The sequence below is a fragment of the Pseudomonas sp. PDM30 genome, assembly GCF_019218985.1.
Taxonomy (GTDB): domain Bacteria; phylum Pseudomonadota; class Gammaproteobacteria; order Pseudomonadales; family Pseudomonadaceae; genus Aquipseudomonas; species Aquipseudomonas jessenii.
The window spans coordinates 115,945-142,680 of record NZ_JAHUWM010000011.1; the positions used below are offsets into that span (position 1 = coordinate 115,945).

Sequence of the window (26,736 nt, forward strand, 5' to 3'; positions counted from 1 at the left end):
AACTTCGGCGTCTGTTAAGCCGCCATCGCGAGCAAGCTCGCTCCCACAGGGGATTTGTGATCGACACAATTCCAATGTGGGAGCGAGCTTGCTCGCGATGGGCGCGCTGCGGCCTTCAATCTTTGCGCTGTAACCATTCAACCATCCCCAACCCCGCCGCTCGCCCACTGGCGAAACACGCGGTCAGCAGATAGCCACCGGTCGGCGCTTCCCAGTCCAGCATCTCTCCCGCGCAGAACACGCCAGGCAGTTGCTTGAGCATCAAACGCTCATCCATCGCCTCGAACAACACCCCGCCAGCGCTGCTGATGGCCTCGTCCAGTGGTCGGGTTTTCACCAGTGTCAGTGGCAACGCCTTGATCGCGTTGGCCAGCAAGGCCATGTCGGCAAAGCAGTCGGCGCTGGTCAGTTCACGCAATAGCGCCGCTTTGACCCCATCGATACCCAACTGACTGTGCAGGTGCTTGGCCATGGAGCGTGATCCCCGGGGTTTGCTCAACGCCGCTGCAACTTTATCCACAGGCCGGCCCGGCAACAGGTCCAGATGAATGGTTGCCGAACCGTGCCGGTTGATTGCCTCGCGGATGGGGGCCGACAGGGCGTAGATCAGACTGCCTTCAATTCCGGTGGCGGTAATCACGCATTCGCCGAGTCGCGGCACGTCATCGTTAAGGCCGATGGCGATGTTTTTCAGCGGCGCGCCGGCGAATTTGCTGACCATCAATTCGCTCCAGGCTTGCACCTCGAAGCCGCAATTACTGGGTTGCAACGGCGCCAGTCCTACACCGCGTTGCTCCAGTGGCAGCATCCACGCGCCGTCCGAACCCAGGCGCGACCAACTGCCGCCACCGAGGGCGAGCAGGGTGGCATCGGCTTGCACGGTTGTTTCGCCTTCCGGGCTGTCGATACGCAAGCCGCCACGCTCGTCCCAGCCGAGCCAGCGGTGGCGGGTGTGGATAACTACGCCACTGTCGCGCAGGCGTTTGAGCCAGGCGCGCAGCAGCGGCGCGGCCTTCATGTCGGTGGGGAATACCCGGCCGGAGCTGCCGACGAAGGTCTCGATGCCCAGTTCATGAATCCACTGACACAACGCTTCGGCGCCGAAGCCGCGCAGCAGCGGGGCGATCTGCGGGGCGCGTTTGGCGTAGCGTGAGAGAAATGCCGGGTAGGCTTCGGAGTGCGTGATGTTCATGCCGCCGACGCCGGCCAGGAGGAACTTTCGCCCCACTGAAGGCATACCGTCGTACAGGTCGACCTTGATCCCGGCCTGGCTCAACACTTCGGCCGCCATCAGACCGGCGGGGCCGCCGCCGATGATGGCGACGCGGGAAGGGGAGGAGGTCGAAGATCGGGTCATGGAGTGCGCTGCGGTTTTGGCGAATGAAGCCGGGCATTCTACCAGCCCAGACCTCTGTAGGAGCGAGCCTGCTCGCGATGGTCTTGAACGATTACGCGGGAAACCGGATGCCCGGCGGCGACGTTGCGTTTTTCGCGAGCAGGCTCGCTCCTACAGGGGGCGTTGGTGAATTCGAGGGTTGGTTAAAAAACAACCGCCGCTCTGTAGCCCAAGCCCCGCATGGCCTGTAGTCCCTTTCACTCAGGTTATCCACAGGCAGCTCCACAGGCATTGTGGGTAAAGCATCCACAGCTCAGTGACAACCTGATGACTGCCATACGCGCTGCGCGCTGTGATGGAGGATGCCGTGTCGGCGGGCCAGGGCCTGGCGGTCCTTGCTGTAGCCGCCGCCGATTACCCCGACCACCGGAATGTCACGGCCCAGGCAATGACGCATCACGCTTTCATCGCGGGCGGCGACGCCTTCGTCTGTCAGCTTCAGATAACCCAGGGCGTCGTCCTTATGCACATCGACCCCGGCGTCATACAGCACCAGATCCGGTTGGTAGAGCGGCAGCAGGTAGTTGAGTGCATCGTCCACCACCTTCAGGTAGTCGGCATCGCCCATGCCTTTGGGCAGTGGAATGTCCCAATCACTTTCGGCCTTGCGTGCGGGAAAGTTCTTCTCGCAGTGCAGGGAAACGGTCACCGCTTCCGGGGTGTTGTGCAGTATTCGTGCAGTCCCGTCGCCCTGATGCACGTCGCAATCGAAGATCAGCACACGGTTCACCCGACCACTTTCCAGCAGGTAATGGCTGATCACCGCCAGGTCATTGAAGATGCAGAACCCGGCCGGGTAATCGTAGTGCGCATGGTGGGTGCCGCCCGCCAGGTGGCAGGCCAGACCATGCTCCAGCGCCTGCTCGGCCGCCAGCAACGAACCGCCCACCGCCCGCACCGTGCGTCGGGCCAGGGCTTCGCTCCAGGGCAGGCCGAGGCGGCGCTGGTCTTCGCGGGATAATTCGCCACTCATGTAGCGCTCGATATACGAAGGGTCATGGGCGAGGGCGAGAATCTCTGCGGGACACAGATCCGGGCGCAGCAGATCGGCGTCGCGGGTCAGGCCGCTGCCCACCAGGTGATCGCGCAACAGGCGGAACTTGTCCATGGGGAAGCGGTGATCCGCCGGAAACTCTGGACTGTAGTCTTCGTGATAAATCAGCGGCAGTGGCATGGTCATTTCATGTAGGAATGAGAGACGGATCCTACCAGCGTTGTAGACTGGCGACATTGAAATGGAGGGGCGGGGCACGATGGAGCCAATACTGGAGCTTGAAAGCGCTCGGCTGCTGTTGCGCCAGTGGCGCGATGAAGATTTACCTGACTTTGCGGCGATGTGTGCCGATCCGCAGGTGATGCGCTATTTCCCGGCAGCCTTGAGTCGGCTGGAGAGCGCCTCATTGATCGGGCGAATCCGTGGTCATTTCGCCGAGCACGGTTTCGGCCTATGGGCTCTGGAACGCAAGGACACCGGCCAATTCATCGGTTTTACCGGGCTCGGTGTGGTCGGTTTCGACGCGCCTTTCACCCCGGCTACGGAAATCGGCTGGCGCCTGGCCCGCGAGCACTGGGGGTTGGGTTACGCCAGTGAAGCGGCGTGGACCGCTCTGCGCTGCGGGTTTGACCGTTTGCTGCTGAGCGAAGTCGTGTACTTTACCGCTGACAGTAACCTGCCGTCGCAGAAAGTCATGCAGGCGATTGGCATGCATCACGATCCGGCCGATGACTTCGATCATCCCAAGCTCTCCGTCGATCATCCCCTGCATCACCACGTGTTGTACCGCATCAGCCGTGAACAATGGCTGCAAACCTTGCATGGATAACCTGACACGGACGTTTACAATGGACCACATGTTGGCCCGGGCCAGAAACTGAATCGACCGCCGCAGCCAAGACTGCGCGGTATTGCGTTGTGTGAGGAGAGTCTGAATGAGCCAAGTGTTGGAAGATCTGGTCGACCTGCTGACGCTGGAGCCGATCGAAGAAAACCTGTTCCGTGGCCGTAGCCAGGACCTGGGTTTTCGTCAGCTGTTCGGTGGTCAGGTGCTCGGTCAGTCGCTGTCGGCGGCCAGTCAGACGGTTGAAGAGGCGCGCCATGTGCATTCGATGCACGGCTATTTCCTGCGCCCGGGCGATGCCGGGTTGCCGGTGGTGTATCAGGTTGACCGGGTGCGTGACGGTGGCAGTTTCAGCACGCGTCGGGTGACGGCGATCCAGAAGGGCCACCCGATATTCACGTGCAGTGCGTCGTTCCAGTACGACGAAGAAGGCTTTCAGCACCAGACCGAAATGCCGCAAGTGGTCGGTCCGGAAAACCTGCCATCGGAACTGGAGATCACCCAGCAGCGCGCGCACCTGATCCCCGAGAAAATGCGCGAAAAACTGCTGTGCCCGAAGCCGATCGAATTTCGCCCGGTGACCGAGAAAGATCCCTACAACCCGCTGCCCTCCGATCCGGTCAAGTACGTCTGGTTCCGCGCCGACGGGGCGTTGGCCGATTCGCCGGCGCTGCATAAATACCTGCTGGCCTACGCATCGGACTTCGGTCTGCTGGTCACCTCGATGCAGCCCCACGGCAAATCGGTGTGGCACAAGGATATGCAGGTCGCCAGCCTCGATCACGCACTGTGGTTCCACCAGGATCTGCGTGCCGATGACTGGTTGCTCTATGCGATGGACAGTCCGTGGGCCGGCAATTCCCGTGGCTTCTCCCGTGGCAGCGTGTTCAACCGCGCCGGGCAACTGGTGGCCTCGGTCACCCAGGAAGGCTTGATCCGTCACCGCAAGGATTGGGCGTGAGCCTGGCCGACGTGCGTCACTGGGTGTTCGACATGGACGGCACCCTGACGGTAGCCGTGCACGACTTCGCGGCGATTCGCGTGGCGTTGGCGATTCCTGCCGAACACGACATCCTGACCCACCTCGCCGCACTGCCGGCCGATGAAGCCGCAGCCAAACATGCATGGCTGCTGGAGCACGAGCGGGACTTGGCCCTTGGTTCGCAACCGGCGCCGGGCGCGGTGGAACTGGTGCGCGAACTGGCCGGGCGTGGTTATCGCCTGGGCATTCTCACGCGCAACGCCCGGGAGCTGGCGCATGTCACGCTGGAGGCCATTGGCCTGGCCGACTGCTTTGCGCTGGAGGATGTGTTGGGCCGCGATGATGCTCCGCCCAAGCCGCATCCGGGCGGGTTGCTGAAACTGGCCGAAGCATGGAAGGTGCCGGCGAGCGAGATGGTGATGGTCGGTGATTACCGCTTCGATCTCGATTGTGGGCGGGCAGCGGGAGCGCGGACTGTGTTGGTGAATCTGCCGGATAATCCATGGCCGGAATTGACCGATTGGCATGCGGCGGATTGTGTTGAGTTGCGGCAGATGCTTTCGGCCTGATCAGGTGGTTGCCTGGTAAATCGCCATCGCGAGCAGGCTCGCTCCCACAATGATTCCCTGGTGTTCACAAATCATGTGTTCACATTGATTCCAATGTGGGAGCGAGCCTGCTCGCGATGGCGTCAGATGCGGCACTGCAAAACTTACTGACTGAACAACGCCCTTTGTCCCTCTGGCGAGGTAAACATCCCATCCCCGTTATGCCCGACCCCGGGCACTTCGATCAGTTGCTGGTTCAACCCCTTGGGTGCCAGCCGCTTCAGGTAGTCAAAGTAAAAACGCCCGCGGGCCAATCGAGACGGCCCTTGCGCCTTGGCTTCACAGCTCTTATCCAGCGCCGGATGATTCGGGTCGGTGTCCTGCTGCCCCAGCAGATAAACGACTTCACGCTTGAGGTAACTTTCCTGCAACTGTGCTGCGGTTTGTCCTTCGGCGTAAGCCGGTAAATCCGCCAGCCCGTACTTCCAGCGATGGAAATTCGGGCAGCCGGCGTGGCTGAACGCCACGGGCCTGCGCTCATCGAAATAAGCGTAGGAGGACGGATTGGCGATCACGTAGCGCACCTGCACGCCGGCTGCATCGAGGTCGGATTGCGCGTGGCCGAGCAACGCATAGCGCTGAACCACCTGCGCGCCGCCGGAGTGCCCGGCGATGACGATTTGCTTCACATCCGGAAACTGCTGACGGTCACCCAAGCGGGCGATGATTTCGTCGAGCGCCGCGTAGGAACTCAGCCGAAAGGGTGCCGTGGATTCGCCGCCGGCCATCCATTCATTGCCTTGCCAGCGCAAAACGGTGTCGGCCACCGGATGGACCGCAACGTCGGTTTCATTGAGGAATTGCGGGGCGATCACCAGGGTCGTTGCGCTTTGCCCCGCCAGTTCGGCCGCGTGCTCACCACTCTGCAGATAGGTTTGCGCATTGCGCAAGCGACCGTGGAGGATGATCAGCACCCGTTCGATTTTTGCCGGGGCGGGGCTGATGCCCACCGCGATTTCACCTGACTTCAACAGCAGGCGCCCTGAACTGAGTTCCTTGACCCCATGCTCGGCGGCCTGGGACGTTGCGCAAGTAAACAGAACAACCAACAACCACTTCTTCATTTACAGATTTTTCGCCGCAAAGGTATCGCACTGGCCAACCTGGCCTTGGGCGAAACCGGTTTTGAACCAGCGCACCCGTTGCGCCGACGTACCATGGGTGAATGAGTCCGGGACCACACGGCCCTGACCCTGTTGCTGCAAACGATCGTCGCCGATGGCGTTCGCGGCGTTCAGTGCTTCTTCGATGTCGCCCGGTTCCAGCCAGTTCAGGCGCTTCTGCGCATTGTTGGCCCAGACGCCGGCCAGGCAATCGGCCTGAAGTTCCTGGCGAACCAGCAAACCACCGTCGCCTTCCATCTGCCGGCCTTGTTGGCGCGCTGCCTGAATTTTCGTGGACACCCCAAGCAGGGTCTGCACATGGTGTCCGACTTCGTGAGCGATCACGTAGGCCTGGGCGAAGTCGCCCGCGGCGGAAAAGCGTTGGGACATCTCCTGGAAGAATGCCATGTCCAGGTAGACCTTCTGGTCGCCCGGGCAATAGAAGGGGCCGGTCGCCGAGGTGGCCAGACCGCAGGCCGAATTCACGCGGTTGCTGAACAACACCAGGGTCGGGTCCTTATATTGGCGGCCGGCCTGCTGGAATATCGCGCCCCAGGTGTCTTCGGTATCGCCGAGGATCGAGCGCACGAATTCCGCGCTCTCATCATTGGCCGGCGGTGCCTGGCGACTCTGGTTGGTGGCGGGCGCCGATTGCTGCTCCATTTGCCCGGTCAGTTGTCCGAGGATCTGCAGTGGATCCTGGCCGGTGATCCAGCCGATGCCGACAATCAGGAGGATCGCCGTCAGGCTCAAACCCTTGCCACCGCCAAAACGCATGCCGCCGCCACCACCGCCGACATCATCGCCACGGGCGTCGACCACGTTGTCGCTGCGTCGGCCTTTTTTCCATAGCATGTGGGAATCCTCTTCTGTTCCGGGGAAAGCGTCGTCCGATGAGTGTTGCTGCCAAGTGGGAGCGGCGCCAGTCCGGCCGTCCGTCTTTTTTCCGCGCACAGGTTGATTCCCGGCTACCCGTGAAGGGTTGCCGAGAAGGTCTCAGGCTTGTATTGAACACGGATAACCCATCGAATTCCCTCGGGCGATGGGTTTTTATCGTGAGAGCGATCGCCGGTCCTGCGGATTATTCGTCGAATGCATCCCACACCGGCGCAAAGTCAGGGCTGACCTGGCGCTCGCGTTTGGACAGGCTGGCGATCAAGGCACGGTCTTCATCATCCAGTCGCACATCCAGCGCCGCGAGATTGGCCAGTTGATTGGGCTCGCTGCTGGCCTTGGGGATCGCGGCCACGTTGGGTTGATCAAGCAGCCATTTGAGCGCGACCTGCGTCGGCAGTACGCCGTGTTTCGCGGCGATCAGCCGGATGGCCGGAATGTCGGATACCTTGTTGCGTGCCAGTGGCGTGTAGGCTGTCAGCGCAAGATCCTGTTGACGGGCGTAGTTGAGCAGGGCGTTTTGTCCGAGCAGCACGTGGTACTCGACCTGGATCGCCGACAGCGGCGCCCCCAGTTCTTCGACGACTTTGCGTAGCAGGGGCAGTGGAAAATTCGCCACGCCAATGTTGCGCGCCAGGCCTTGCTCCTTGAACGACACCAGGGTTTCTATGGTGCGCGGCAAATCCCAATCGGTGGTTGGCCAATGGAGCATGAACAGGTCGACGTATTCGCTGCGCAGGGCTTTGAGGCTACGGTCCATGGAGTGACGCATGGCATCGGGTTGCAGTTGGTCCCACCAGACTTTGGTCGTGACGTGGATCTGTTCGCGGGGTGTCGGACTGTTCGCCAGCGCCTGACCGACAGCGTCTTCGTTGTTGTAGGCCGCTGCCGTGTCGATGTGCCGGTAACCCAGGGCCAGAGCCTGCTCCACTGCTCGGGTGCATTCCTCGCCGAGCATTGGCCAGGTGCCGAGGCCGAGTTTCGGCATGTTCAAACCCTGAGCGTTAATGATGTGCTGCATGGTCGATCTCCTTTTCATAAGCAGTGACACCTGCGATATGGCGCGCGGCGATGTAGCCGAAGGTCAGCGCCGGGCCGAGATTGATGCCGCCAGCGGGGTAGTGACCGCCCATGATGCTGGCCATGTCGCCGCCCGCCGCGTACAGCCCGGCGATGGGTTGCGCCGCGCCATCCAGGACTTGGGCATGTTGGTTGACCTTGAGCCCGGCGAAGGTACCGAAGCAGCCCGGCTGGACTTTCACGGCATAGAAGGGGCCTTGTTCGATCGGTGCGACGCATGGGTTGGGCTGTTGCAGTGCGTCACCCTGCTTGCGGTTGTAGGGTGTGGAACCACGGCCGAATTGCGGGTCCTCGCCGTTGCGCGCGTGGCGGTTGTAGTCCGACACGGTGGTGCGCAAGCCAACCGGGTCGATGCCGCAGGCTGCAGCCAATTCCTCAAGGGTGTTGCCGGTTTTCAGATAGCCGCTGCGGATGAACGATGACAGCGGCACCGGAAATGGCCGAGAGATGCCCAGGCCATATCGACGCTGAAAACCATGGGTGCAGATCAACCACGACGCCACTTCCTCACCCGGCGGGGCGGCGGCGACCATGGCCGTGACGTAGTCGTAGTAGCCGTTGGCTTCATTGACGAAGCGCTGGCCGTTGCTCAGCACACCGATGATGCCCGGTTTGCCCCGCTCGATGATGTGCGGGAAGTGTCCCGTGCTGCCATCGCTGTGCGGCACCTGCGAAACCGGTGCCCAGGCGACGGCGGACGCCATGTCGCTATTCACCCGGGCACCGGCACTTTCGCCCAGGCGCAGGCCATCGCCGCAAACGCCGAGGGGCGGCAAGGCCAGATGCTCATGCCCGGTCGGTGTGCGGGGGAACAGGGCCTTGCGGCGGTCGATGTCATTGGCGAAACCACCCGCGGCGAGCACCACGGCCTTGCGTGCATGGATGCGCACCGAGCCTTTGGCGGTGTTGACCACCGCGCCTCGTACCTGGTCATTCTCGCGCAGCAATCGGCTCACGGGCGCTGATTCCCAGAGCAACACACCGAGGTCATCGGCGGATTTCGCCAGGCGCGCCACCAAGGCCACGCCGTTGACCAGTTGCATCGCCCGGCCATGTACGACGAGATCGAACAGGTGGCGGCTGAAGCGCCGCGTAACGTGCCAGGCCGCCGACAGTGAACGGGTCAGGTTGAGGAATGCCGTGAGGTCCGCCCCCGCCATGATCGGCATGCCCATGAACGATGTTTCCCGCATGGTTTTGCGCAGACGCTTGAGCAGTGTGCCGACTTTTCGTGCGTCGTACGGGGCGGCGATCACCGAGCGTCCACCGGTGCCGGCCCCCGGCGTGTCGCCATGAATGTCGGCAATGGCGTTGCCGTCGGCGAATTGCAGCGAGGTGTGCTGCTCGAAGAACGACACCATCCGCGGGCCGGCTTCCAGGAACGCGTCGATCATCGCCGGATCAAAGCGCTCGCCCAGTTCGTGTTTCAGGTAAGTGCGCGGCAGTTCAACGTCTTCGACGATGCCTGCGCGTCGGGCCAGCGGGTTGCAAGGCACCCAGGCCCAGCCACCGGACCAGGCCGTGGCACCGCCGAACACCGGGTCCTTTTCTACCACTATGACTTTCAGTCCATGCCACGCGGCGGTCACGGCCGCCGACAGTCCCGCCGCACCGGAACCAACGATCAGCACATCGCAGTCAATGTCGGGAAGAAAGTGCGCTTGGGCAGGCATCGTTTGAACTCCGGCGTTTTATTGTTTTGGAATCTTGTTCCAGAAAATATAAGAATCAGGTGAGGCCGAACAAGTCTTGAGGGTCTAAAACGGGCGGTTATCGAACGTTCAGTTCCAGATTTCGCATTCGTTCAGATGTCTTCTAGAATCGAGCAAATTTTGCGTGGAAGCGACCATGGCCGGCAGTCAGATCGAACGTGTTTTCAGTGTGCTCGAAAGCCTCACCAGCGATCCCCGTGGCCTGCCGATGCAGACCCTGGCAGAGCAACTGGATATCCCCAAGAGCGCGACCCATCGCCTGCTGGCCGAGCTGATCCGCCTCGGTTACGTGCGGCAGAATCCGGATAATCTGCGTTATCACCTCTCGACCAAACTGGTGGCGATGGGCTTCCGTTACCTGTCGAGCAGCGGTGCCGACATCGTGCAGCCAGTGCTTGACCGCTTGGCGCAGGAAACCGGCGAACTGGTGCGTCTCGGGGTGATCGACGGTGAGCGTCAGACCTGGATCGCCAAGTCCCAGGGCGCGCGCTCCGGTCTGCGTTACGACCCGGACATGGGCCGCGATGCGCCGTTGTTTTACACAGCCTCTGGGCATGCGTGGCTGGCCTGCATGAGCGATGCCGAAGCCTTGTCGCTGGTGGAGCGGCAGGGCGCACAAGTGCCGGAACATGTGGGGCCGAACGCGCCGCGCTCGAACATCGAATTGCTCGAACGCCTGCGTCTGGCGCGGGACCAGGGCTACGCCTGGGTCGAGGAGAGCTCGGCGGTCGGCACTTCGGCGATTGCGGCAGTGGTGCGCCATCCCGCCGATGGGCGGGTGATCGGCGTGCTCAGCGTCGCCGGGCCGAGTGCACGGATGCCGGGGGCGCGGCTGCATGAGCTGGCGCCGTTGTTGCTGGCGTACACCGAGGAGTTGAGTGCAGCGAGCCTGGCGTCGGAGTTGTTCAACTAAGGCCTGTGCAAATCGACTGTGGGAGCGAGCAAGCCCGCTCCCACATTTTGAACAGCGCACAGCTTGAGAAGCTGTGCGCTGTTCGAACACTTTCAGGATAGGTCTGTGTAAGAATCTGGAACCAGGTTCTAAATTATTGGAGTTCATCGCTCCAATAACACTCACAAGAGGACCGTATCTTGAATTCGCCACTTCGCATCGCCCTGATCGGTGCTGGCAACATGGGCCAGCAGCACTACCAGCATCTGCAATCCCTGACTGAAGCGACGTTGTGCGCCGTGGCCGATCCGGGACCGCAGGCGGCCAGTCTTGCGGCGCAATGGGGCGTAGCCTGTTTCGCCGATCATCGTCAGATGCTGGAGCAGGCGAAACCGGACGCCGTGATAGTTGCCAACCCGAACACGCTGCACGTCAGCACGGCCCTCGATTGCCTCGCGGCCGGCGTGCCGGTATTGCTGGAAAAACCGGTGGGCGTGCACCTGGATGAAGCCAGGGAGCTGGTGACTGCCTCGAAGGCGAGTGGCGTTCCGGTACTGGTCGGACATCATCGTCGCCACAATCCGCTGATCGTCCGCGCCCACGAGCTTGTCCACAGCGGCGCATTGGGTCGGTTGACCACGGTTACGGCGCTCTGGCAGTTGCGCAAGCCCGACAGCTATTTTGAAACACCCTGGCGTCGCGAGGCCGGCGCGGGGATGCTGTTGACCAACCTGATCCACGACCTCGATCTGCTGCGGCATTTGTGCGGTGAAGTGCGCCAGGTTCAGGCCATCACCAGCAACGCCATTCGCGGGTTTGCCAACGAAGATTGCGCGGCGGTACTGCTGCAATTCGACAACGGTGCACTGGGCAGCCTGACCGGCTCCGATGCGGTGGCTGCGCCCTGGAGCTGGGAGCTGGATTCGGGGGAGAACCCGGTGTATCCGCGTCATCCTGATCAACCGTGCTACTTGCTGGCCGGGACAGGTGGGGCGCTGAGCATTCCGCAGCTTAAACGCTGGCACTACAACGATGTCGATGGCGGCTGGCATCAACCGTTGCTGGCAACCCAGGAAAACTTCAGTGCTGATGAAGCCCTGCGTCTGCAGTTGCAGCACTTCGTGCGAGTTGCGCGCCGGGAGGTCGAGCCGCTGGTGAGTGCCGCCGATGCCGCGCGTACGTTGGCGCTGATCGAAGCCATCCGCGAAGCCGCCGAAACCGGGCGTGCCTGCGCGCCATCCTTGATCGAGGGGTGAGCATGAGCGAGCGTATCTTCTCCCTGGCCAGCCTGACCGTGCTGGAGTTATCACCGCCCGACATGGTCGAGGTCGCCGCGCGGGCCGGTTACAGCCATGTCGGCTTGCGTCTGGTACCGGCAACCCCGGAAGAGCACCATTTTGCCTTGGTGGCCGACCACGAACTGCGGCGCCAGACCCTGGCGCGTCTGCGCGATACCGGTATTCGGGTGCTGGACGTCGAAATTCTGCGTCTCAAGCCGGAGACCGTTGTTACCGACTTCGAGAAAATCCTGGCGGTGGGTGCCCAATTGGGTGCCAGTGAATTGCTGGTGGCCGGCAACGACCCTGATGAACAACGGCTGACGGAACATTTTGCCGAACTCTGTGATCTGGCGGCACTCTATGGGCTGCACCCGCATCTGGAGTTCATGCCCTGGACCGATGCGCGCAATCTTCAACAAGCCGCGCGAATCGTGGAAAACGCCGGGCGTGAAAACGGTGGCGTACTGGTGGACGCCTTTCACTTCGACCGCTCTGGATCGCTGTTGGAAGAACTGGTCAAAGTTGCCCCCTCACGGTTACGGTATGCACAGTTGTGTGACGTCGCAGGACCACGGCCGGTGGATATGGCGGAGATCTTGCGTCAGGCGCGTAACGAGCGGCGTTTCCCCGGCGATGGCGATTGTGACCTGCCGGGGTTGTTGCGCGGTTTGCCGGCTGACATTCCATTGAGCCTGGAGATTCCCACCGTGCAGTTGCTGGAGCAGGGCGTGAGTGGGTTGGAGCGGGCACAGATGGCGCTGGATAAAACCCGGGAATTGTTTGCGCGGCTGTAATCGGTGCTGCGCACCTTTCACTGGTAGGAGCGAGCTTGCTCGCGATGGTCGTCAACGATAATGAAGGCTGCCTGGAAAAACATGGCGCCCTCAGGTTCATCGCGAGCAAGCTCGCTCCTACAAAATAAGGATGTAATAAAGGAAACCCAATGACCGTCAGCACTCCGCTTTCCGGCGTCAATCAGCCCTTCAAAGGGATCCTGCTGATCATTGTCGCAACCTTCCTGTTTTCCACCCACGACGCCTTTTCCAAATACCTCTCCGGTTTCTATCCCATTGTCATGGTGGTCTGGGCGCGCTACGTGGTTCACACCTTGTTGATGGCCGGGATTTTCCTGCCGCAGTCCGGGTTGCGGGTGCTTCGCACCAAACGGCCATTGCTGCAGGTGATCCGGGCGCTGTGCCTGCTGGGCACCAGTCTGTTTTTCACCACGGGGCTGATGTACATCCCGCTGGCCGAGGCCACGTCGGTCAACTTCCTCGCTCCGGTATTGGTCACCGCGCTGTCGGTACCGCTGCTTGGCGAGCGGGTGACCCAGGGGCAATGGCTGGCGGTGATTTTCGGTTTTAGCGGAGTGCTGATCATCGTTCACCCCGGGGGCGATCTGTTTACCCCGGCGGTGTTGCTGCCGTTCTGCTCGGCGCTGTTTTTCTGCTTCTACCAACTGCTGACCCGCAAGCTCAGCGAGATCGACAGCCCGACCACCAGTAACTTCTTCGCAGGCTTGTGCAACACGCTGGTGATGAGTGCGCTGGTGCCGTTCTTCTGGCAGACGCCGAACCTGGTGCATGGCGCGATGATGCTGGCGCTGGGGGCTTGCGGGATGACGGCTCACCTGTTCCTGACCCAGGCTTTCCGCCTCGCGGCACCGGCACTGCTGGCACCGTTCAGCTATTGCCAGATCATCTTCGCCGGCCTGCTGGGCTGGCTGCTGTTTTCCCATACGCCGACACTGACCACCGTGCTCGGCATCGCCGTGATCTGCTGCAGCGGGTTGGCGGCGGCCTGGCAGCAAAGCCGCAAGTAGAAAGTAACCGGAAAACAACGGTGGGAGCGGGCTTGCTCGCGAAAGCGGAGTGTCAGTCACCATAAATATCGACTGACACTGCGCATTCGCGAGCAAGCCCGCTCCCACAGGGGCATTGCGCTTAACTTTAGTCAGTGACGGTCGGAATCTTGCGCGGTGCCATGAAGTACATCCAGATCAGCGCGATGAAGTACATCGCCGGAATCATGGTGAACAGCACGGTGTAGTTGTTGTTGGTGATGGTCAGGATGTGGCCGACCAGTTGGGTCATGAACATCCCGCCAATCGCCGCACACATGCCACCGAAGCCGAACACCGTACTCATCATGTGCTTGGGCGTGTAGTCCATCACCAGGCTCCAGATGTTCGCGGTCCAGGCCTGGTGCGCGCCGATGGCCAGGGAGATAGCGGCCACCGCGACCCACAGGTTGCTGGAACCGGCCGCCATGATCACGCCGATGATGCAGCAGGCGAACAGGAACATGGACATCAGTCGCGCCTTGATCGGGTTGACGCCGCGACCGATCAGGAACGAGGAGAGGATGCCGCCGCCAACGCTACCGAAGTCGGCAGTGAGGTAGATGATGATCAGCGGGATACCCATCTGGGTGACGTTGATGCCCAGGTTGTATTGCTGATTGAGGAACGGTGGCAGCCAGTACAGGTAGAACCAGAACACTGGCGCAGTGATCGAGTAGGCGAGGGCGAAGGCCCAGGTGCCGCGCATGCGCAGGATTTTCGAGAACGGCACGCGGGTTTGTTCCGGCTCGACTTCTTTCTGGATGTAGTCCAGCTCGGACTGTTTCACGTTCGGGTGGTCTTCCGGGTTGAAGTACTTCAAACCCCAGAACAACAGCCAGATCCCGCCCAGTGATGCCATGCACAGGAACGCGGCCTGCCAACCCCAGACGTGCAGGATCAGTGGCAGCAGCATCGGCGTGAACATCGCGCCGACGTTGGTCCCGGCATTGAAAATACCGGTGGCTACCGCACGTTCACCGGCCGGGAACCACAGGCGCGTGGTTTTCACGCAGGCCGGGTAGTTGGCCGCTTCGGTCAGGCCGAGGATGAATCGGCAGACCATGAAGCCGACCGCCGAAGTGGCCAGGCCGTGGGCACCGGTCGCCAGGCTCCAGAGCAGCACGGCGCAGAAGAACACGCGCTTGACGCCGACCCGGTCGATCAAACGGCCTTGCAGCACGAAACCGATGGCGTAACCGACCTGGAACCAGAAGTTGATGTTGGCGTAGTCCATCGCCGTCCAGCTCATTTCCTTGGCCAGGATAGGCTGCATCACGCCCAGGGCGGCGCGGTCGATGTAGTTCAGGGTGGTGGCGAAGAACACCAGTGCCAGCATGCCCCAACGGGTTTTGCCGACTGCCATGGCGCCGCGGATTTTGTCGCCGATGCCACCTGTGGCGGTGCTCATGGCAGGTGCCATGCGAGAACTTTGAGAAGGAATCATGTGTGCCATCCGTTCAATGACTGACAAGCGGGGCTCGTCGTGACTTCAAGGGCGCGTGATCAATCGGTCTGTCGCGGCGTGCGCGAAAGGGCTGATCGGCTGTGTTCGTCGGCTGACGGGTTATTCAGCGAGCGGCACGGTTGTGCCGGCGGAGCGCGGGGTTCGGATGGACGCCAGGCAAGGCGTAATGACGGTAGAGCGAGTGAGCAAGGCGTTGAATGAGCGCATGAGCGTATACCCGTTTTTTGAAATTTTTATGTGGTGTTCTGGGTCTTGTTGACCGGGGCCGACGATTTCAAGACCGGACCCAATGTGGTGTTGATGTTGCGCAGTGAACAAAAAATCGTCAATTCGCTATCGGCCATTGTGTTCGATAATCGCACGCAAAACTAACTGGGTAGTACACTTTAAGTTGCTCAATGCATCGACCAGCTCAATAATCCATCCACTCTTTTAAAAGCGGCGCAAATTCCCTGTAGCCGAAGCCTCCACCGGGAGCCGAAACATGCAGCGTTCCATTGCCACCGTATCCTTGAGCGGTACCCTGCCGGAAAAACTCGAAGCCATTGCCGCCGCCGGGTTCGACGGCGTCGAGATTTTCGAGAACGACCTTCTCTACTACGACGGTAGTCCACGGGAAATTAAACAGATGTGCGCCGATCTCGGGATCGCCATCACCCTGTTTCAACCGTTCCGTGATTTCGAAGGCTGCCGCCGCGATCGCCTGTCGCGCAACCTGGAACGCGCCGAGCGTAAATTCGACCTGATGCAGGAGCTGGGCACTGACCTGGTGCTGGTGTGCAGCAATGCCTCGGCCGAGTCCATCGGTGATGAACAGGTTCTGGTCGACGACTTGCGACTGCTGGCCGAGCGTGCCGGGGCACGTGGCCTGCGCATCGGCTACGAAGCACTGGCCTGGGGCCGGCATGTGAACACCTGGCAACAGGTGTGGAACATCGTGCGTCAGGCCGATCACCCAAGCCTCGGCGTGTTGCTGGACAGCTTTCACACCCTGTCGCTCAAGGGCGATCCAAGTGCTATCGCCGAGATTCCCGGCGACAAGATTTTCTTCGTGCAAATGGCTGACGCGCCGATCCTGGCCATGGACGTGCTGGAGTGGAGCCGGCATTTTCGCTGCTTCCCGGGCCAGGGTGAATTCGACTTGCCGGGATTCCTCGCGCCGATCATCAAGAGTGGCTACACCGGGCCTCTGTCGCTGGAAATCTTCAACGATGGCTTCCGCGCCGCGCCGCCACGAGCCAATGCCGCCGACGGCTTGCGTTCGTTGCTGTATCTGGAAGAGAAAACCCGCGAGCGTCTGGCCCAGGAAGCCAAGCCTGCAACCAACTCTGAGATTCTGTTCGAAACGCCCAAGGCCAGTGAATACAACGGTATCGAGTTTCTCGAGTTCGCCGTGGACGAAAGCCTCGGCGCCAAGCTCGTCCATTGGCTTGAGCGACTGGGTTTCGTCAAGGCCGGGCAGCATCGTTCCAAGAGCGTCAGCCTGATGCGCCAGGGCGATATCAATTTGATCCTCAACTCCGAACCTTACTCCTTCGGCCACAGCTTTTTCGAAGCCCACGGCCCTTCGTTGTGCGCTACCGCCGTGCGAGTCAAGGACAGCGCCAGTGCGCTGGCACGAGCCGTGGCTTACAAGGGTCAACCCTATCGCGGGCTGGTGGGCCCCAATGAACTGGAACTGGCGGCGGTACGTGCGCCGGATGGCAGCCTGATTTATCTGGTGGACCAGGATGCCGACGTCTACGGTACCGACTTCAATCTGCTGGCGGATGCACCGGTCAGCGGTGGCCTCAAGCGCATCGACCACATGGCCATGGCGCTGCCGGCAGACAGCCTCGACAGCTGGGTGCTGTTCTATAAGAGCCTGCTGGATTTCGAGGCGGACGATGAAGTCGTGCTGCCGGATCCTTATGGTCTGGTGAAGAGCCGTGCCTTGCGCAGCCGGGACAGTTCGATCCGCCTGCCACTGAACATTTCCGAGAACCGCAACACCGCGATCTCACACGCGCTGTCGAGTTATCGCGGCTCCGGCGTGCACCACATCGCGTTTGATTGTGATGACATCTTTGCCCAGGTCAGCCGTGCAAAAGAGGCGGGTGTGCCGCTGTTGGATATTCCGCTCAACTACTACGATGACCTGGCGGCGCGGTTCGATTTCGACGACGAGTTCCTCAGTGAACTGGCCTACTACAATGTGTTGTACGACCGTGACGCCCAGGGCGGTGAACTGTTTCATGTGTACACCGAGCCGTTCGAGGGGCGGTTCTTCTTCGAGATCATCCAGCGTAAAAACGGTTATGCCGGCTACGGCGCGGCCAACGTCGCGGTGCGCCTGGCGGCCATGGCCAAATCCCGTAGCGGTGCATTGCGCCAGGCGAAGTTGTAGGTAATTCGTAAACGCGGGATTAAACGTGGGCCGCGCGGCTTCCTTCACTGTGCCGCGCAGCCCATAATCGCCAGCCTGTGCAGTGATGGCCGTGAGCCCGCAATGACAATGACTTCAGAACTCCCCGCAGCCTCCGTAGAACCTGGTGCCGAGCCGCGCAAGAGTCGCAAGAACAACCCGGAAAAGACCCGCGAAAACATCCTGCAGGAGGCGATTGTCGAATTCGTCCAGCAGGGGCTTTCCGGTGCCCGCGTCGATGCCATCGCCGAGCGCATCCACACCTCCAAGCGCATGATCTATTACTACTTCGGCAGTAAGGAGCAGCTCTACGTCGAGGTGCTGGAGAAACTCTACGGCGATATCCGCAACACCGAAAATCGCCTGCACCTGGCAGAGCTGGCGCCGGTCGAAGCCATTCGGCGGCTGGTGGAGTTCACCTTCGATCACCATGATCGCAACGTCGATTTCGTGCGCATCGTCAGTATCGAGAACATTCACAACGCCGAGTACGTGAAGCGCTCCGATGCGATCAAGGCGATGAACAACACTATCCTCGATTCACTGGGCGAGATTCTGCGTCGCGGCGCCGAGCAGGGGCTGTTCCGTACCGGGCTTGATCCGCTGGACGTGCATTTGCTGATCAGTTCGTTCTGCTTCTATCGCGTCTCGAACCGCCACACCTTTGGTGAGATTTTTCAGATCGACCTGCCGGACGAACGTATCAAGCAGCGTCATCGGGAGATGATTTGCGAGTCGGTTCTGCGGTACCTGCAAGCCTGAGGTGAGGTGAGGGGGTTGGCCCCTCACTTCACTCATTCAGTCATTCATGCTCTGGAAATGCTCAAGCATCCGCTGGGCATCCGGGACTACGCCGCTGAACAACTCGAATGCTTTGACCGCCTGAAACACCGCCATGTTGCCGCCGTCCAGCGTCCGGCAACCGAGGGCGCGGGCGTTGCGCAGCAGTTCGGTTTCCAGTGGGAAGTAAACGATCTCCGCCACCCACAATTCGGTTCGCAGCAGCTCGACCGGCACGGGCATGCCCGGCAGTTTTTTCATGCCCATCGGCGTGGTGTTCACCAGGCCGTCAGCCTGGGCCAAGGCGTCGGGCAGGTCATACCCGGCCACCGCCCGACTGACGCCGAAATGCTGATTGAGGTTGTCAGCCAGATCCTGAGCGCGGCGGATGTCCACGTCAAAAATGCTCAGCTGTTGTACGCCTTCGCTCAATAACGCGTGGGCCACCGCCGCACCTGCGCCACCAGCGCCAATCTGTACGACACGTTCAACGGCAACGCCTTTCAAACCCCGGCGAAACCCCTCGGCAAAGCCCAGGCAATCGGTGTTGTGGCCGATGCGTTTGCCATCCTTGAGCACCACCGTGTTGACCGCACCGATACCGCGGGCCTCCGGCGAAAGTTCGTCGAGCAGCGGGATGATCGCCTGCTTGCATGGAAAGGTAATGTTCAGCCCGGTGTAGTTCATGCGCTCGGCAGCCATCAACAGGTCGGGCAGGGCGTTGCTGTCGAGCTTCAACTGATCAAGATCGATCAGGCGATACAGATAGCGCAGCCCCTGGGCATCGCCTTCATGCTCGTGCATGGCCGGTGTGCGGGACGCCTGGATGCCGGCGCCAATCAGCCCGGCCAGTATCACGTGGTTCTGAGTCACGGCGATCACCCCTTCAAACGATGACTGAAGTGTTCCAGCGCCAGGCGATAGCCATGACTGCCAAAACCGGCCATCACCGCCGTTGCAATGGCGGATACGAACGAATGGTGGCGGAAGGGCTCGCGGGCGTGCACGTTGGACAGGTGGACTTCGATCACCGGCAGTTCGCTGGCGACCAGGGCGTCGCGGATGGCGACCGAGGTGTGGGTCCACGCGGCAGGATTGATGACGATCCCGGCGCAGCGACCGCGGGCGGCGTGAATCCAGTCGAGCAATTCGCCTTCATGGTTGGTCTGGCGAAACTCCACCGCCAGGCCGAACTCTTCGGCGGCGCGTGCGCACAGGGCCGAAATGTCTGCCAGGGTTTCGTGGCCGTAAGTCGCCGGTTCACGGGTGCCGAGCAGGTTCAGGTTCGGGCCGTTGAGCACCAGAACGATAGGGGGCATCGGAATCTCTCCACTTGTTATTTTTGGAATCGGCCGAGGGCTTCAGCCTGTGGAGATAAATTGTACTAACTAGTTAATTTGGTCAATTGGAGTGAAGGCACGTTGGCGGTTTGTGGGCGGTGATCGGACACTTTCGCAGGTCAGCGCGGCAGGTGCTCCACGAGGAAATCGATAAACGCCCTCAAGCGCAGCGGTACATGGCGACTTTGCGGGTACAGCAAGGTAAACGGCCGCGATCGCCCGCCATAGGGCTTGAGCACTTCCACCAGCGAGCCGTCGGCCAGTTCCTTTTCCACGATAAAACGGTAGGTCTGAAACAACCCCGCACCGTGTTTGGCCAGGGTCACACCGCCCAGCACATCGTCGGAGCAACTGAGGTTGCCCTCGGCCAGAATCTCCCGGGGCACGCCTTCATCGTTGAACAGCCAGGCAATGCGTCGGCCGCTGCTGGGCAATTCGTACTGGATGCATTCGTGGTTTTCGAGGTCGTCGAGGGTTTGCGGAGTGCCGGCCCGTTTCAGGTAATCAGGACTGGCGATCATCACCAGGGCGGCATCTTCCAACGGTCGGGCGATCAGGCCGGAATCCGGGATGGCTCGCACGCGAATCGCCATGTCGTAGCCTTCGCCGACGAAATCGATGTTGCGATTACTGATGTGCGACTCGACCTTCACCGCCGGATAGCGCGCCCGAAATTCGGGCAACAGCGGCAGAATTCGATGATGCGCGTAGGTGGTCGGAATACTGATGCGCAACGTACCGGACGGCACTTGCTGCTGACCCATCACCTCGCGCTGGGCCTCGACCAGTTGCGCAAGGGCCTGGCGACATTCTTCGTAATAACGGCGACCACTGTCGGTCAGCTTCACACTACGCGTGGTGCGCGCGAACAGGCGCACACCAAGGCGTTCTTCCATGCGCGACACCGAACGGCTCACGGCAGCGGGGGTGACACCGGCCACCAGCGCCGCGGCAGTAAAACTGCCGGCCTCGGCGGCCTGGCAAAACAGCTCGATGCTGCCCAACTGAAGATCGTCGAATTGTCGCTGCATGATTGATTACACCGGGGATCAGATGAAGAAACTGGACCAGTATTTATCAGGTGCCAGCGTCGTAATGAAAGGTTTTCTTACCATTGCACGCGGTGTTCCTCAGGGCCGGGTAACGCCAGGACGCTAGTCTGAGGACGCAAGAATTGATTCGACGGCCAATGCCAGCGGTCGGATTCTCCAGGGAATGTCGAATCCTCGGACTCATAAACCTAACGGATGGGTTAGCATGAAGGTATGTAATCACAAGGGACTGTCGGTGGTGATCATGTTGCGAGACGAGCATTGTCCGCCTCATGCGCATGTGGAGGCGGGTACATGGAGTGCGAGGTTCAGGTTCAGCTTTTGGCACAACGGTGTCGAGCTCTGGGATGTAGTTCCGCTTTCGCGTCGGCCACCGTTGGCAGTGCTTGAGGGATTGCGCCAATCGCTCCAGCAGCCTGCCCATTTGCGGCGCGCCCGGGGCATCTGGTGGCGAAAATTGCAAACGGCTTGTCTTGATAATCAATTGTGGGACTGGCAAAGCAACGAAGTCGTTGTGGTGAAAAGGGTTGTCAGTACGACCAACATGATTGGGTCGGCTTGCTACGAACCTGAATCGAACAAGACGTTGCTGTCCCTGATAGGCACACAGGAAAGTGTAGAGATCGAGTTATGAAAACGATAAAAGCCAAGGTTCAGGCCGATAATCCCGTAACGGAAAGCAGCCTGGACAAAGCCATTGAACGTGGCGAGTTACGTAGAAAAAATAGCCTGCAAGCGACGGCGGTTACCTACCTGCCCCCCTGTCTGGCCGTCAGCTTCGAAGACGGCAGCGGCGTATTGTTGCCCGTAGCCAACTATCCGGAGTTCGATGATTTTGAGGGCGAGGAACTTGCCAGTCTGACTGTCGGCTACGCGGGTACTGCCCTGTGCCATGAAGGCAAGGACCTGCATGTATCTATTGCTGGGTTGATTTCTGCGAGCAAGCCCCTGATGGCCATGGCGGCGTCGGTCGTTGCTTCGCGCAATGGTCGCCAGAGCAGCGCCGCAAAGTCTGAAGCTGCGCGGGCCAATGGCAAGAAGGGCGGGCGCCCGCGCAAGGTCGATGTTGTCTTGCCGGTACCCACAAAAAAGCCGTCGTGAAGACGGCTTTTTTGTGCCTGGCAGGTGTCATCAACGCCGGGTCAACATCACCCCGGATTCCATGTGATGGGTCCACGGGAACTGGTCGAACATCGCGCATTGGCTGATGCGGTGGGTGTCGTGCAGTTGGGCGATGTTGGCTGCCAGGGTCTCCGGGTTGCAGGAGATGTACAGGATGTTGTCGAAGCGCCGGGTCAGCTCGCAGGTGTCCGGGTCCATGCCGGCGCGGGGCGGGTCGACAAAGACGCTACCGAACTCGTAGCTCTTGAGGTCGATGCCGTGCAGGCGGCGGAACGGACGCACTTCGTTCAGGGCTTCGGTCAGCTCTTCGGCGGACAAACGCACCAGGGTGACGTTATCTACCGCGTTTTCGCTGAGATTGCTCAAGGCCGCGTTGACCGAGGTCTTGCTGATTTCGGTGGCCAGCACCTTGCGCACGCGTGTGGCGAGGGGCAGGGTGAAGTTGCCGTTGCCGCAGTACAGCTCCAGCAAATCATCGGAGCGATCGCCGAGCGCATCGTATGCCCAGTTGAGCATCTTCTGGTTCACCGTGCCGTTGGGCTGGGTGAACGCGCCTTCAGGCTGGCGATAGCTGAAGGTGCGGCCGCCGACTTCCAGCTTCTCGACCACGTAATCGTGACCGATGACTTCGCGCTTGCCCTTGGAGCGGCCGATGATGCTGACGTTCAGGTCCGTCGCCAGTTTCGACGCCGCTGCATGCCAGTGCTCGTCCAGCGGGCGGTGATAGCACAGGGTGATCATCGCGTCGCCGGCCAGAGTGGTCAGGAACTCCACCTGGAACAGCTTGTGGCTCAGGGGCGCACTGGCTTGCCACGCTGCCTTCAGCTGCGGCATCAACTGGTTGATGCGCAGGCTGGCAATCGGGAACTCTTCGATCAGGATTGGCGTGCGTTTGTCTTCCTGGGAAAACATCGCGTAATGGCGCTCGCCTGCCTCGCGCCACAGGCGGAACTCGGCGCGCAAGCGGAAGTTTTTCAGCGGCGAATCGAAAACGGCTGGCTCCGGTGCATCGAACGGGGCCAGCAGGTCACGCAGGCGCGTAACCTTTTCTTCGAGCTGAACGGCGTAGGCCTGGGAATCAAAAGTCATGCGTTGAACCAACCCAGCTTGATCACGAACAGAATCGACAGGATCACCAGCGCCGGGTTCAGCTCACGGCCACGACCGGACATCAGCTTGATGGCGGTCCAGGAAATGAAACCGAAGGCGATGCCATTGGCGATGGAGTAAGTGAACGGCATTGCCAGCGCGGTGATCACCACCGGCGCGGCGACGGTAATGTCGTCCCAGTCTATTTCGGCCAGGCCGGATGTCATCAGCACGGCGACGAACAGCAGTGCCGGCGCGGTGGCGAAGGCCGGAACGCTGGCGGCCAGTGGCGAGAAGAACAGCGCCAGCAGGAACAGGAACGCCACCACGATGGCAGTCAGGCCGGTGCGGCCACCGGCACTCACGCCGGCGGCGGATTCGATGTAACTGGTGGTGGTCGAGGTGCCCAACAGGGAACCGGCCATGGCTGCAGTGCTGTCAGCGATCAGCGCGCGGCCCATTTTCGGCATGTGGCCGTCCTTGCGCATCAAACCGGCGCGCTTGGCCACACCGATCAGGGTGCCGGAGTTGTCGAACAGATCGACGAACAGGAAGGCGAAGATCACGCTGACCAGGCCGATGTCCAGTGCACCCTTGATGTCCAGTTGCAGGAAGGTCGGGGCCAGGGACGGCGGCATCGACATCACGCCGCCGAACGGGGTGAAGCCCATCACGATGGAAATGATGGTCACCACCAGAATGCCGATCAGCACCGCGCCGCGCACGGCAAGGGCTTCGAGGGCGACGATCAGGGCAAAACCGAGGGTGGCGAGGATCGGGGCCGGTTGTTTCAGGTCACCGAGGCCGACCATGGTCGCCGGGTTGCTGACCACGATGCCGGCGTTGTGCAGGGCGATCAGTGCCAGGAACAGGCCGATACCGGCAGCAATCGCCGAGCGCAGCGGCAGCGGGATGCTGTTGATGATCCATTCACGGATGCGGAAGATCGACAGCAGGAAGAAGCACACCGCCGAGATGAACACCGCACCCAGCGCCACTTGCCAGGTGTGGCCCATGTGCAGGACCACGGTGTAGGTGAAGAAGGCGTTAAGGCCCATGCCCGGTGCGAGGGCGATCGGGTAGTTGGCGATCAGGCCCATGGTCGTCGAGCCGATGGCAGCTGCCAGACAGGTGGCGACAAACACTGCGCCCTTGTCCATGCCGGTCTCGCCGAGGATGCTCGGGTTGACGAACAGAATGTAGGCCATGGCCAAAAAGGTCGTGATGCCCGCCAGAATCTCGGTCCGCACGTTGGTGTTGTGTGCCTTGAGTTGAAACAGCCTTTCCAGCATGTCTGCTCCCCGTGGCGCGCCGGGCGCCGTGAATGTATCGACCTCAACAGCAAAGCACAGGCAGCAGAACGCGCCTGGAAATTACTGTGGGCCGGAAAAAGCCGCGCATCATACCAGTAGCTTGGGAATATGGCTGCTTTGGCGGTGATCGTCGTCGATGTTTTGCGACAAAGCCAAGTGCGCCATACTGCGCGCTGGTTTTTTGGGGTGGATGGGTCCTGCATGAAAAAGCGTCTGGTTGCCGCCCTCGGAATAGGGGGGGCGTTGTTTCTCGGGGCGCAAACGGCCGTGGCAGCCTCGGCTCCACCTCTGACGCAGTTGAAAGTACTCAAAGTCGCGTCGCCATCCTGTGGTGTCGAGAACATCGACGAAGGGCAAACCCGGACTCGCTGCGATCACATTGGCCCGAACATCACGGTGTACGTGCTGGAAGTGGGTTATGGACGCGAGGCCCATGTCGCCCTGGACGGTTTCGAAGTGAATGGCACCCGCACACCAGTTTGTGCGTTCAAGAACGGCAACCTGACCAGCTGCACTCCCGGGGAAAAAACCGTCGGCTATTTGTATGCCCTCGATCTGGCGGGCAAGCAGGAAGGCACGCTGACCTTCAGCAATACCTCGATCAACGCGCCCGGCAATACGATGTCGACGCAGCTTTATATCCAGTAACCGCACGTATCGAACAAGGGTCAGAAAGCTGACTACGCTTAAAAGATCATTCCGTGGACAGTACCCGATGACCTTTAGAGCCTTGATTGCCCTTGCCGAGGGCACCGACGACCTGCAAACCGTGACCCTGATCGACGTACTGCGCCGCGCCAAAATAGAAGTGGTGGTGGCCAGTATCGAAGGACGGCGCATGCTCACCTGCGCCCGCGGCACTCGCCTGACGTCCGATGCGATGCTGGTGGACTTGCTGGCGCAACCCTTCGACTTGATCGCCTTGCCCGGTGGGGCGGTGGGTTCGCAGCACCTGGCTGCCCACCAACCCCTGCAACAATTGGTCAAGGATCAGGCGGCGGCCGGTCGCCTGTTCGCCGGCATCGCCGAAGCGCCCGCCGTGGCACTGCAGGCCTTTGGCGTATTGCGTCAGCGGCGCATGACCTGCCTGCCCTCGGCCAGCCATCAACTGCTGGGCTGTACCTTCGTCGATCAACCGGTGGTGGTCGACGGCAATTGCATCACCGCCCAAGGCTCGGCCGGCGCATTGGCATTTTCCCTGGCGCTGGTGGAGCAACTCTGCGGTAAAGCCACTCGTATGGCCGTGGCGGGGGAGTTGCTCGTTTAGAGAGTGTCAGACCTTCGCCTCTTCCTTCTCTTCATCTTTAGCCATGTGCATGCGATCGCGGCTGGCCAGTGTCGGGAACAGTTTGACCCACACCCCGGTCACCACCAGCGTGCCGATCCCGCCCATGACCACCGCTGGCACGGTGCCGAACCAGTGGGCAGTCAGTCCCGATTCGAATTCGCCCAACTGGTTCGAGGCACCGATGAACAGTCCATTGACGGCGCTGACCCGACCGCGCATTTCGTCCGGTGTTTCCAGTTGAACGAACGAGGCGCGGATCACCATGCTGATCATGTCTGCCGCGCCCAACACCACCAACACCGCCAGGGAAAACCAGAACGATGTCGACAGGCCGAAGGCGATGGTTGCCACGCCGAAGATGCCCACGGCCGTGAACATCACCCGTCCGACGTTGCGTTCCACGGCAAACCGCGCCAGGAACAGCGACATCAGCAGCGCGCCTACCGCCGGCGCCGAGCGCAGCAGGCCAAGCCCCCACGGGCCGGTCAGCAGAATGTCCTTGGCGAACACCGGCAGCAGCGCTGTGGCGCCACCCAATAGCACCGCAAACAGATCGAGGGAGATTGCCCCGAGAATGTCCGGACGACTGCGGATGAAGCGAATGCCCGCCAGCAGCGAATCCAGAGTGGCCTTGCCCTTGTTCAGCGGGGTTTGTCGGGCCGGCAGGTTGAGCATCAGCAAGCAGGCGATGACATACAAAAGCACCGTCGGGCCATACACCCAGACGCTGCCGAAGGCGTAGAGCAAGCCGCCGAGGGCTGGAGCGACGATGGTTGCCGATTGCTGGGCCGATTGTGCGGCGGCCACTGCACGGGGAAACAACGCGCTGGGCACGATACTGGGCAACAGGGCCTGGGTGGTCGGCATTTCAAAGGAGCGAGCGGCACCGAGCAGGAAGGCCAGGATAAAGATCATTTCCCGGGTGACATGGTCGGTGGCGCTGCCAATGGCCAGCGACAGGGCGATCAATGCTTGGAAGGACTGGCAGATCGCCGCGACCTTGCGCCGGTCATAACGGTCGGCGACGTGCCCTGTGTGCAGCATGAACAGTACGCGCGGGGCGAACTCGACCAGGCCGACCAGACCCAGGTCGAGCACATTGCCGGTCAGTTGGTACAGGTTCCAGCCGATGGCCACGGTGAGCATCTGGAAGCCGCTGGCGGTAAATACCCGGGCCAGCCAGAACGCGAGAAAAGGGCGATGGTGACGTAACAGCAAGGGCTCTTGGCTGGGCATCTGCGGGAAGATCTGGGGA

Annotated in this window: 26 protein-coding genes; 13 read left to right on the forward strand and 13 right to left on the reverse strand. The window is 61.1% G+C overall.

Annotated elements, in window-relative coordinates; all coding sequences use genetic code 11:
- Positions 1-115: 115 nt before the first annotated feature.
- Positions 116-1,357, reverse strand: coding sequence for a TIGR03862 family flavoprotein (locus KW840_RS23520; protein ID WP_218497973.1), 1,242 nt, complete (start codon positions 1,355-1,357; stop codon positions 116-118).
- 292 nt (positions 1,358-1,649) lie between these two features.
- Positions 1,650-2,570, reverse strand: coding sequence for a histone deacetylase (locus KW840_RS23525; RefSeq protein ID WP_102670817.1), 921 nt, complete (start codon positions 2,568-2,570; stop codon positions 1,650-1,652).
- Between the two features lie 79 nt (positions 2,571-2,649).
- On the opposite strand from KW840_RS23525, the gene KW840_RS23530 reads away from it, so the two are divergent.
- From KW840_RS23530 to KW840_RS23540, 3 genes are all read left to right on the forward strand, one after another.
- Entirely contained in the window at positions 2,650-3,219 is a 570-nt protein-coding gene (locus tag KW840_RS23530) for a GNAT family N-acetyltransferase (RefSeq protein ID WP_218497974.1), read from the forward strand.
- Positions 3,220-3,325: 106 nt separating this feature from the next.
- Positions 3,326-4,195 carry an acyl-CoA thioesterase II gene (tesB, locus tag KW840_RS23535; protein WP_090451550.1) on the forward strand — a complete coding sequence of 290 codons (870 nt, stop codon included), beginning with the start codon at positions 3,326-3,328 and terminating at the stop codon, positions 4,193-4,195.
- Entirely contained in the window at positions 4,192-4,785 is a 594-nt protein-coding gene (locus KW840_RS23540) for an HAD family hydrolase (protein WP_008052432.1), read from the forward strand. Before tesB ends, KW840_RS23540 begins: the two co-directional genes overlap by 4 nt.
- Before the next feature lie 143 nt (positions 4,786-4,928).
- Here the strand turns inward: KW840_RS23540 and KW840_RS23545 are convergent, their stop codons facing one another.
- The 4 genes from KW840_RS23545 to KW840_RS23560 form a co-directional block, all read right to left on the reverse strand.
- A complete protein-coding gene (locus KW840_RS23545) occupies positions 4,929-5,888 on the reverse strand; it encodes an alpha/beta hydrolase (RefSeq protein ID WP_218497975.1) in 960 nt (319 codons plus the stop codon).
- Positions 5,889-6,782, reverse strand: a complete 894-nt coding sequence (locus tag KW840_RS23550) for a neutral zinc metallopeptidase (RefSeq protein WP_057713197.1) — start codon at positions 6,780-6,782, stop codon at positions 5,889-5,891.
- Between the two features lie 226 nt (positions 6,783-7,008).
- Entirely contained in the window at positions 7,009-7,842 is an 834-nt protein-coding gene (locus KW840_RS23555; RefSeq protein WP_218497976.1) for an aldo/keto reductase, read from the reverse strand.
- A complete protein-coding gene (locus KW840_RS23560) occupies positions 7,826-9,574 on the reverse strand; it encodes an FAD-dependent oxidoreductase (RefSeq protein WP_218497977.1) in 1,749 nt (582 codons plus the stop codon). The genes KW840_RS23555 and KW840_RS23560 overlap by 17 nt, the downstream gene beginning before the upstream one ends.
- A gap of 175 nt (positions 9,575-9,749) precedes the next feature.
- On the opposite strand from KW840_RS23560, the gene KW840_RS23565 reads away from it, so the two are divergent.
- The 4 genes from KW840_RS23565 (at position 9,750) to KW840_RS23580 (ending at position 13,607) form a co-directional block, all read left to right on the forward strand.
- The gene (locus KW840_RS23565; RefSeq protein ID WP_218497978.1) at positions 9,750-10,526 is read left to right on the forward strand and encodes an IclR family transcriptional regulator; all 777 of its coding nucleotides are present in this window, start codon (positions 9,750-9,752) and stop codon (positions 10,524-10,526) included.
- A 179-nt stretch (positions 10,527-10,705) separates the two neighbouring features.
- Positions 10,706-11,761 (forward strand): Gfo/Idh/MocA family protein, encoded by a 1,056-nt coding sequence (locus KW840_RS23570; protein ID WP_057713201.1) that lies wholly within the window; start codon positions 10,706-10,708, stop codon positions 11,759-11,761.
- Positions 11,762-11,763: 2 nt separating this feature from the next.
- Complete coding sequence (locus KW840_RS23575) at positions 11,764-12,579, forward strand: sugar phosphate isomerase/epimerase (RefSeq protein ID WP_218497979.1); 816 nt, start codon at positions 11,764-11,766, stop codon at positions 12,577-12,579.
- 149 nt (positions 12,580-12,728) lie between these two features.
- Positions 12,729-13,607 carry a DMT family transporter gene (locus tag KW840_RS23580; RefSeq protein WP_218497980.1) on the forward strand — a complete coding sequence of 293 codons (879 nt, stop codon included), beginning with the start codon at positions 12,729-12,731 and terminating at the stop codon, positions 13,605-13,607.
- 127 nt (positions 13,608-13,734) lie between these two features.
- Here KW840_RS23580 and KW840_RS23585 read toward each other — a convergent pair whose 3' ends face one another.
- On the reverse strand, positions 13,735-15,072 hold the full coding sequence (locus tag KW840_RS23585; protein ID WP_218497981.1) for an MFS transporter: 1,338 nt from the start codon (positions 15,070-15,072) through the stop codon (positions 13,735-13,737).
- 505 nt (positions 15,073-15,577) lie between these two features.
- Here KW840_RS23585 and quiC point away from each other — a divergent pair.
- Together quiC and KW840_RS23595 are read left to right on the forward strand one after the other, a co-directional pair.
- Positions 15,578-17,479 carry a 3-dehydroshikimate dehydratase QuiC gene (quiC, locus tag KW840_RS23590; RefSeq protein ID WP_218497982.1) on the forward strand — a complete coding sequence of 634 codons (1,902 nt, stop codon included), beginning with the start codon at positions 15,578-15,580 and terminating at the stop codon, positions 17,477-17,479.
- A 102-nt stretch (positions 17,480-17,581) separates the two neighbouring features.
- On the forward strand, positions 17,582-18,259 hold the full coding sequence (locus KW840_RS23595; protein ID WP_057713206.1) for a TetR family transcriptional regulator: 678 nt from the start codon (positions 17,582-17,584) through the stop codon (positions 18,257-18,259).
- A gap of 36 nt (positions 18,260-18,295) precedes the next feature.
- Here the strand turns inward: KW840_RS23595 and KW840_RS23600 are convergent, their stop codons facing one another.
- The 3 genes from KW840_RS23600 to KW840_RS23610 form a co-directional block, all read right to left on the reverse strand.
- A complete protein-coding gene (locus KW840_RS23600) occupies positions 18,296-19,150 on the reverse strand; it encodes a shikimate dehydrogenase (RefSeq protein ID WP_218497983.1) in 855 nt (284 codons plus the stop codon).
- Between the two features lie 5 nt (positions 19,151-19,155).
- Positions 19,156-19,596 (reverse strand): type II 3-dehydroquinate dehydratase, encoded by a 441-nt coding sequence (gene aroQ / locus KW840_RS23605; protein ID WP_090451531.1) that lies wholly within the window; start codon positions 19,594-19,596, stop codon positions 19,156-19,158.
- Positions 19,597-19,736: 140 nt separating this feature from the next.
- Positions 19,737-20,648 (reverse strand): LysR family transcriptional regulator, encoded by a 912-nt coding sequence (locus KW840_RS23610; RefSeq protein ID WP_218497984.1) that lies wholly within the window; start codon positions 20,646-20,648, stop codon positions 19,737-19,739.
- A gap of 226 nt (positions 20,649-20,874) precedes the next feature.
- Between KW840_RS23610 and KW840_RS28705 the strand changes: the two genes are divergently transcribed.
- Together KW840_RS28705 and KW840_RS23615 are read left to right on the forward strand one after the other, a co-directional pair.
- Entirely contained in the window at positions 20,875-21,303 is a 429-nt protein-coding gene (locus KW840_RS28705; protein WP_150813511.1) for a DUF4160 domain-containing protein, read from the forward strand.
- On the forward strand, positions 21,300-21,770 hold the full coding sequence (locus KW840_RS23615) for a DUF2442 domain-containing protein (RefSeq protein ID WP_090451526.1): 471 nt from the start codon (positions 21,300-21,302) through the stop codon (positions 21,768-21,770). Before KW840_RS28705 ends, KW840_RS23615 begins: the two co-directional genes overlap by 4 nt.
- Before the next feature lie 30 nt (positions 21,771-21,800).
- Here KW840_RS23615 and trmA read toward each other — a convergent pair whose 3' ends face one another.
- Both trmA and KW840_RS23625 read right to left on the reverse strand, forming a co-directional pair.
- A complete protein-coding gene (gene trmA, locus KW840_RS23620) occupies positions 21,801-22,880 on the reverse strand; it encodes a tRNA (uridine(54)-C5)-methyltransferase TrmA (protein ID WP_057713209.1) in 1,080 nt (359 codons plus the stop codon).
- Complete coding sequence (locus tag KW840_RS23625; protein ID WP_154862151.1) at positions 22,877-24,172, reverse strand: NCS2 family permease; 1,296 nt, start codon at positions 24,170-24,172, stop codon at positions 22,877-22,879. The genes trmA and KW840_RS23625 overlap by 4 nt, the downstream gene beginning before the upstream one ends.
- Positions 24,173-24,394: 222 nt before the next feature.
- Between KW840_RS23625 and KW840_RS23630 the strand changes: the two genes are divergently transcribed.
- Positions 24,395-24,841, forward strand: a complete 447-nt coding sequence (locus tag KW840_RS23630) for a DUF4879 domain-containing protein (RefSeq protein WP_218497985.1) — start codon at positions 24,395-24,397, stop codon at positions 24,839-24,841.
- Between the two features lie 67 nt (positions 24,842-24,908).
- On the forward strand, positions 24,909-25,460 hold the full coding sequence (locus KW840_RS23635; protein ID WP_057713211.1) for a DJ-1 family glyoxalase III: 552 nt from the start codon (positions 24,909-24,911) through the stop codon (positions 25,458-25,460).
- A 6-nt stretch (positions 25,461-25,466) separates the two neighbouring features.
- On the opposite strand, the gene KW840_RS23640 is transcribed toward KW840_RS23635, so the two are convergent.
- Positions 25,467-26,717, reverse strand: coding sequence for an MFS transporter (locus KW840_RS23640; RefSeq protein ID WP_218497986.1), 1,251 nt, complete (start codon positions 26,715-26,717; stop codon positions 25,467-25,469).
- Positions 26,718-26,736 lie beyond the last annotated feature (19 nt).

Excerpts from the sequence above, each read along its gene's own strand:
- KW840_RS23555 (WP_218497976.1), bottom strand. The coding sequence starts at position 7,842 with ATGCAGCACATCATTAACGCTCAGGGTTTGAACATGCCGAAACTCGGC.
- tesB (WP_090451550.1), top strand. The coding sequence starts at position 3,326 with ATGAGCCAAGTGTTGGAAGATCTGGTCGACCTGCTGACGCTGGAGCCG.
- KW840_RS23625 (WP_154862151.1), bottom strand. The coding sequence starts at position 24,172 with ATGCTGGAAAGGCTGTTTCAACTCAAGGCACACAACACCAACGTGCGG.
- KW840_RS23525 (WP_102670817.1), bottom strand. The coding sequence starts at position 2,570 with ATGCCACTGCCGCTGATTTATCACGAAGACTACAGTCCAGAGTTTCCG.
- trmA (WP_057713209.1), bottom strand. The coding sequence starts at position 22,880 with ATGACTTTTGATTCCCAGGCCTACGCCGTTCAGCTCGAAGAAAAGGTT.
- KW840_RS23640 (WP_218497986.1), bottom strand. The coding sequence starts at position 26,717 with ATGCCCAGCCAAGAGCCCTTGCTGTTACGTCACCATCGCCCTTTTCTC.
- KW840_RS23635 (WP_057713211.1), top strand. The coding sequence starts at position 24,909 with ATGACCTTTAGAGCCTTGATTGCCCTTGCCGAGGGCACCGACGACCTG.
- KW840_RS23630 (WP_218497985.1), top strand. The coding sequence starts at position 24,395 with ATGAAAAAGCGTCTGGTTGCCGCCCTCGGAATAGGGGGGGCGTTGTTT.
- KW840_RS23615 (WP_090451526.1), top strand. The coding sequence starts at position 21,300 with ATGAAAACGATAAAAGCCAAGGTTCAGGCCGATAATCCCGTAACGGAA.
- quiC (WP_218497982.1), top strand. The coding sequence starts at position 15,578 with ATGCAGCGTTCCATTGCCACCGTATCCTTGAGCGGTACCCTGCCGGAA.
- KW840_RS23565 (WP_218497978.1), top strand. The coding sequence starts at position 9,750 with ATGGCCGGCAGTCAGATCGAACGTGTTTTCAGTGTGCTCGAAAGCCTC.
- KW840_RS23520 (WP_218497973.1), bottom strand. The coding sequence starts at position 1,357 with ATGACCCGATCTTCGACCTCCTCCCCTTCCCGCGTCGCCATCATCGGC.
- KW840_RS23595 (WP_057713206.1), top strand. The coding sequence starts at position 17,582 with ATGACAATGACTTCAGAACTCCCCGCAGCCTCCGTAGAACCTGGTGCC.
- KW840_RS28705 (WP_150813511.1), top strand. The coding sequence starts at position 20,875 with ATGAAGGTATGTAATCACAAGGGACTGTCGGTGGTGATCATGTTGCGA.
- KW840_RS23530 (WP_218497974.1), top strand. The coding sequence starts at position 2,650 with ATGGAGCCAATACTGGAGCTTGAAAGCGCTCGGCTGCTGTTGCGCCAG.
- KW840_RS23550 (WP_057713197.1), bottom strand. The coding sequence starts at position 6,782 with ATGCTATGGAAAAAAGGCCGACGCAGCGACAACGTGGTCGACGCCCGT.
- KW840_RS23575 (WP_218497979.1), top strand. The coding sequence starts at position 11,764 with ATGAGCGAGCGTATCTTCTCCCTGGCCAGCCTGACCGTGCTGGAGTTA.
- KW840_RS23560 (WP_218497977.1), bottom strand. The coding sequence starts at position 9,574 with ATGCCTGCCCAAGCGCACTTTCTTCCCGACATTGACTGCGATGTGCTG.
- aroQ (WP_090451531.1), bottom strand. The coding sequence starts at position 19,596 with ATGCCCCCTATCGTTCTGGTGCTCAACGGCCCGAACCTGAACCTGCTC.
- KW840_RS23545 (WP_218497975.1), bottom strand. The coding sequence starts at position 5,888 with ATGAAGAAGTGGTTGTTGGTTGTTCTGTTTACTTGCGCAACGTCCCAG.
- KW840_RS23610 (WP_218497984.1), bottom strand. The coding sequence starts at position 20,648 with ATGCAGCGACAATTCGACGATCTTCAGTTGGGCAGCATCGAGCTGTTT.
- KW840_RS23580 (WP_218497980.1), top strand. The coding sequence starts at position 12,729 with ATGACCGTCAGCACTCCGCTTTCCGGCGTCAATCAGCCCTTCAAAGGG.
- KW840_RS23585 (WP_218497981.1), bottom strand. The coding sequence starts at position 15,072 with ATGATTCCTTCTCAAAGTTCTCGCATGGCACCTGCCATGAGCACCGCC.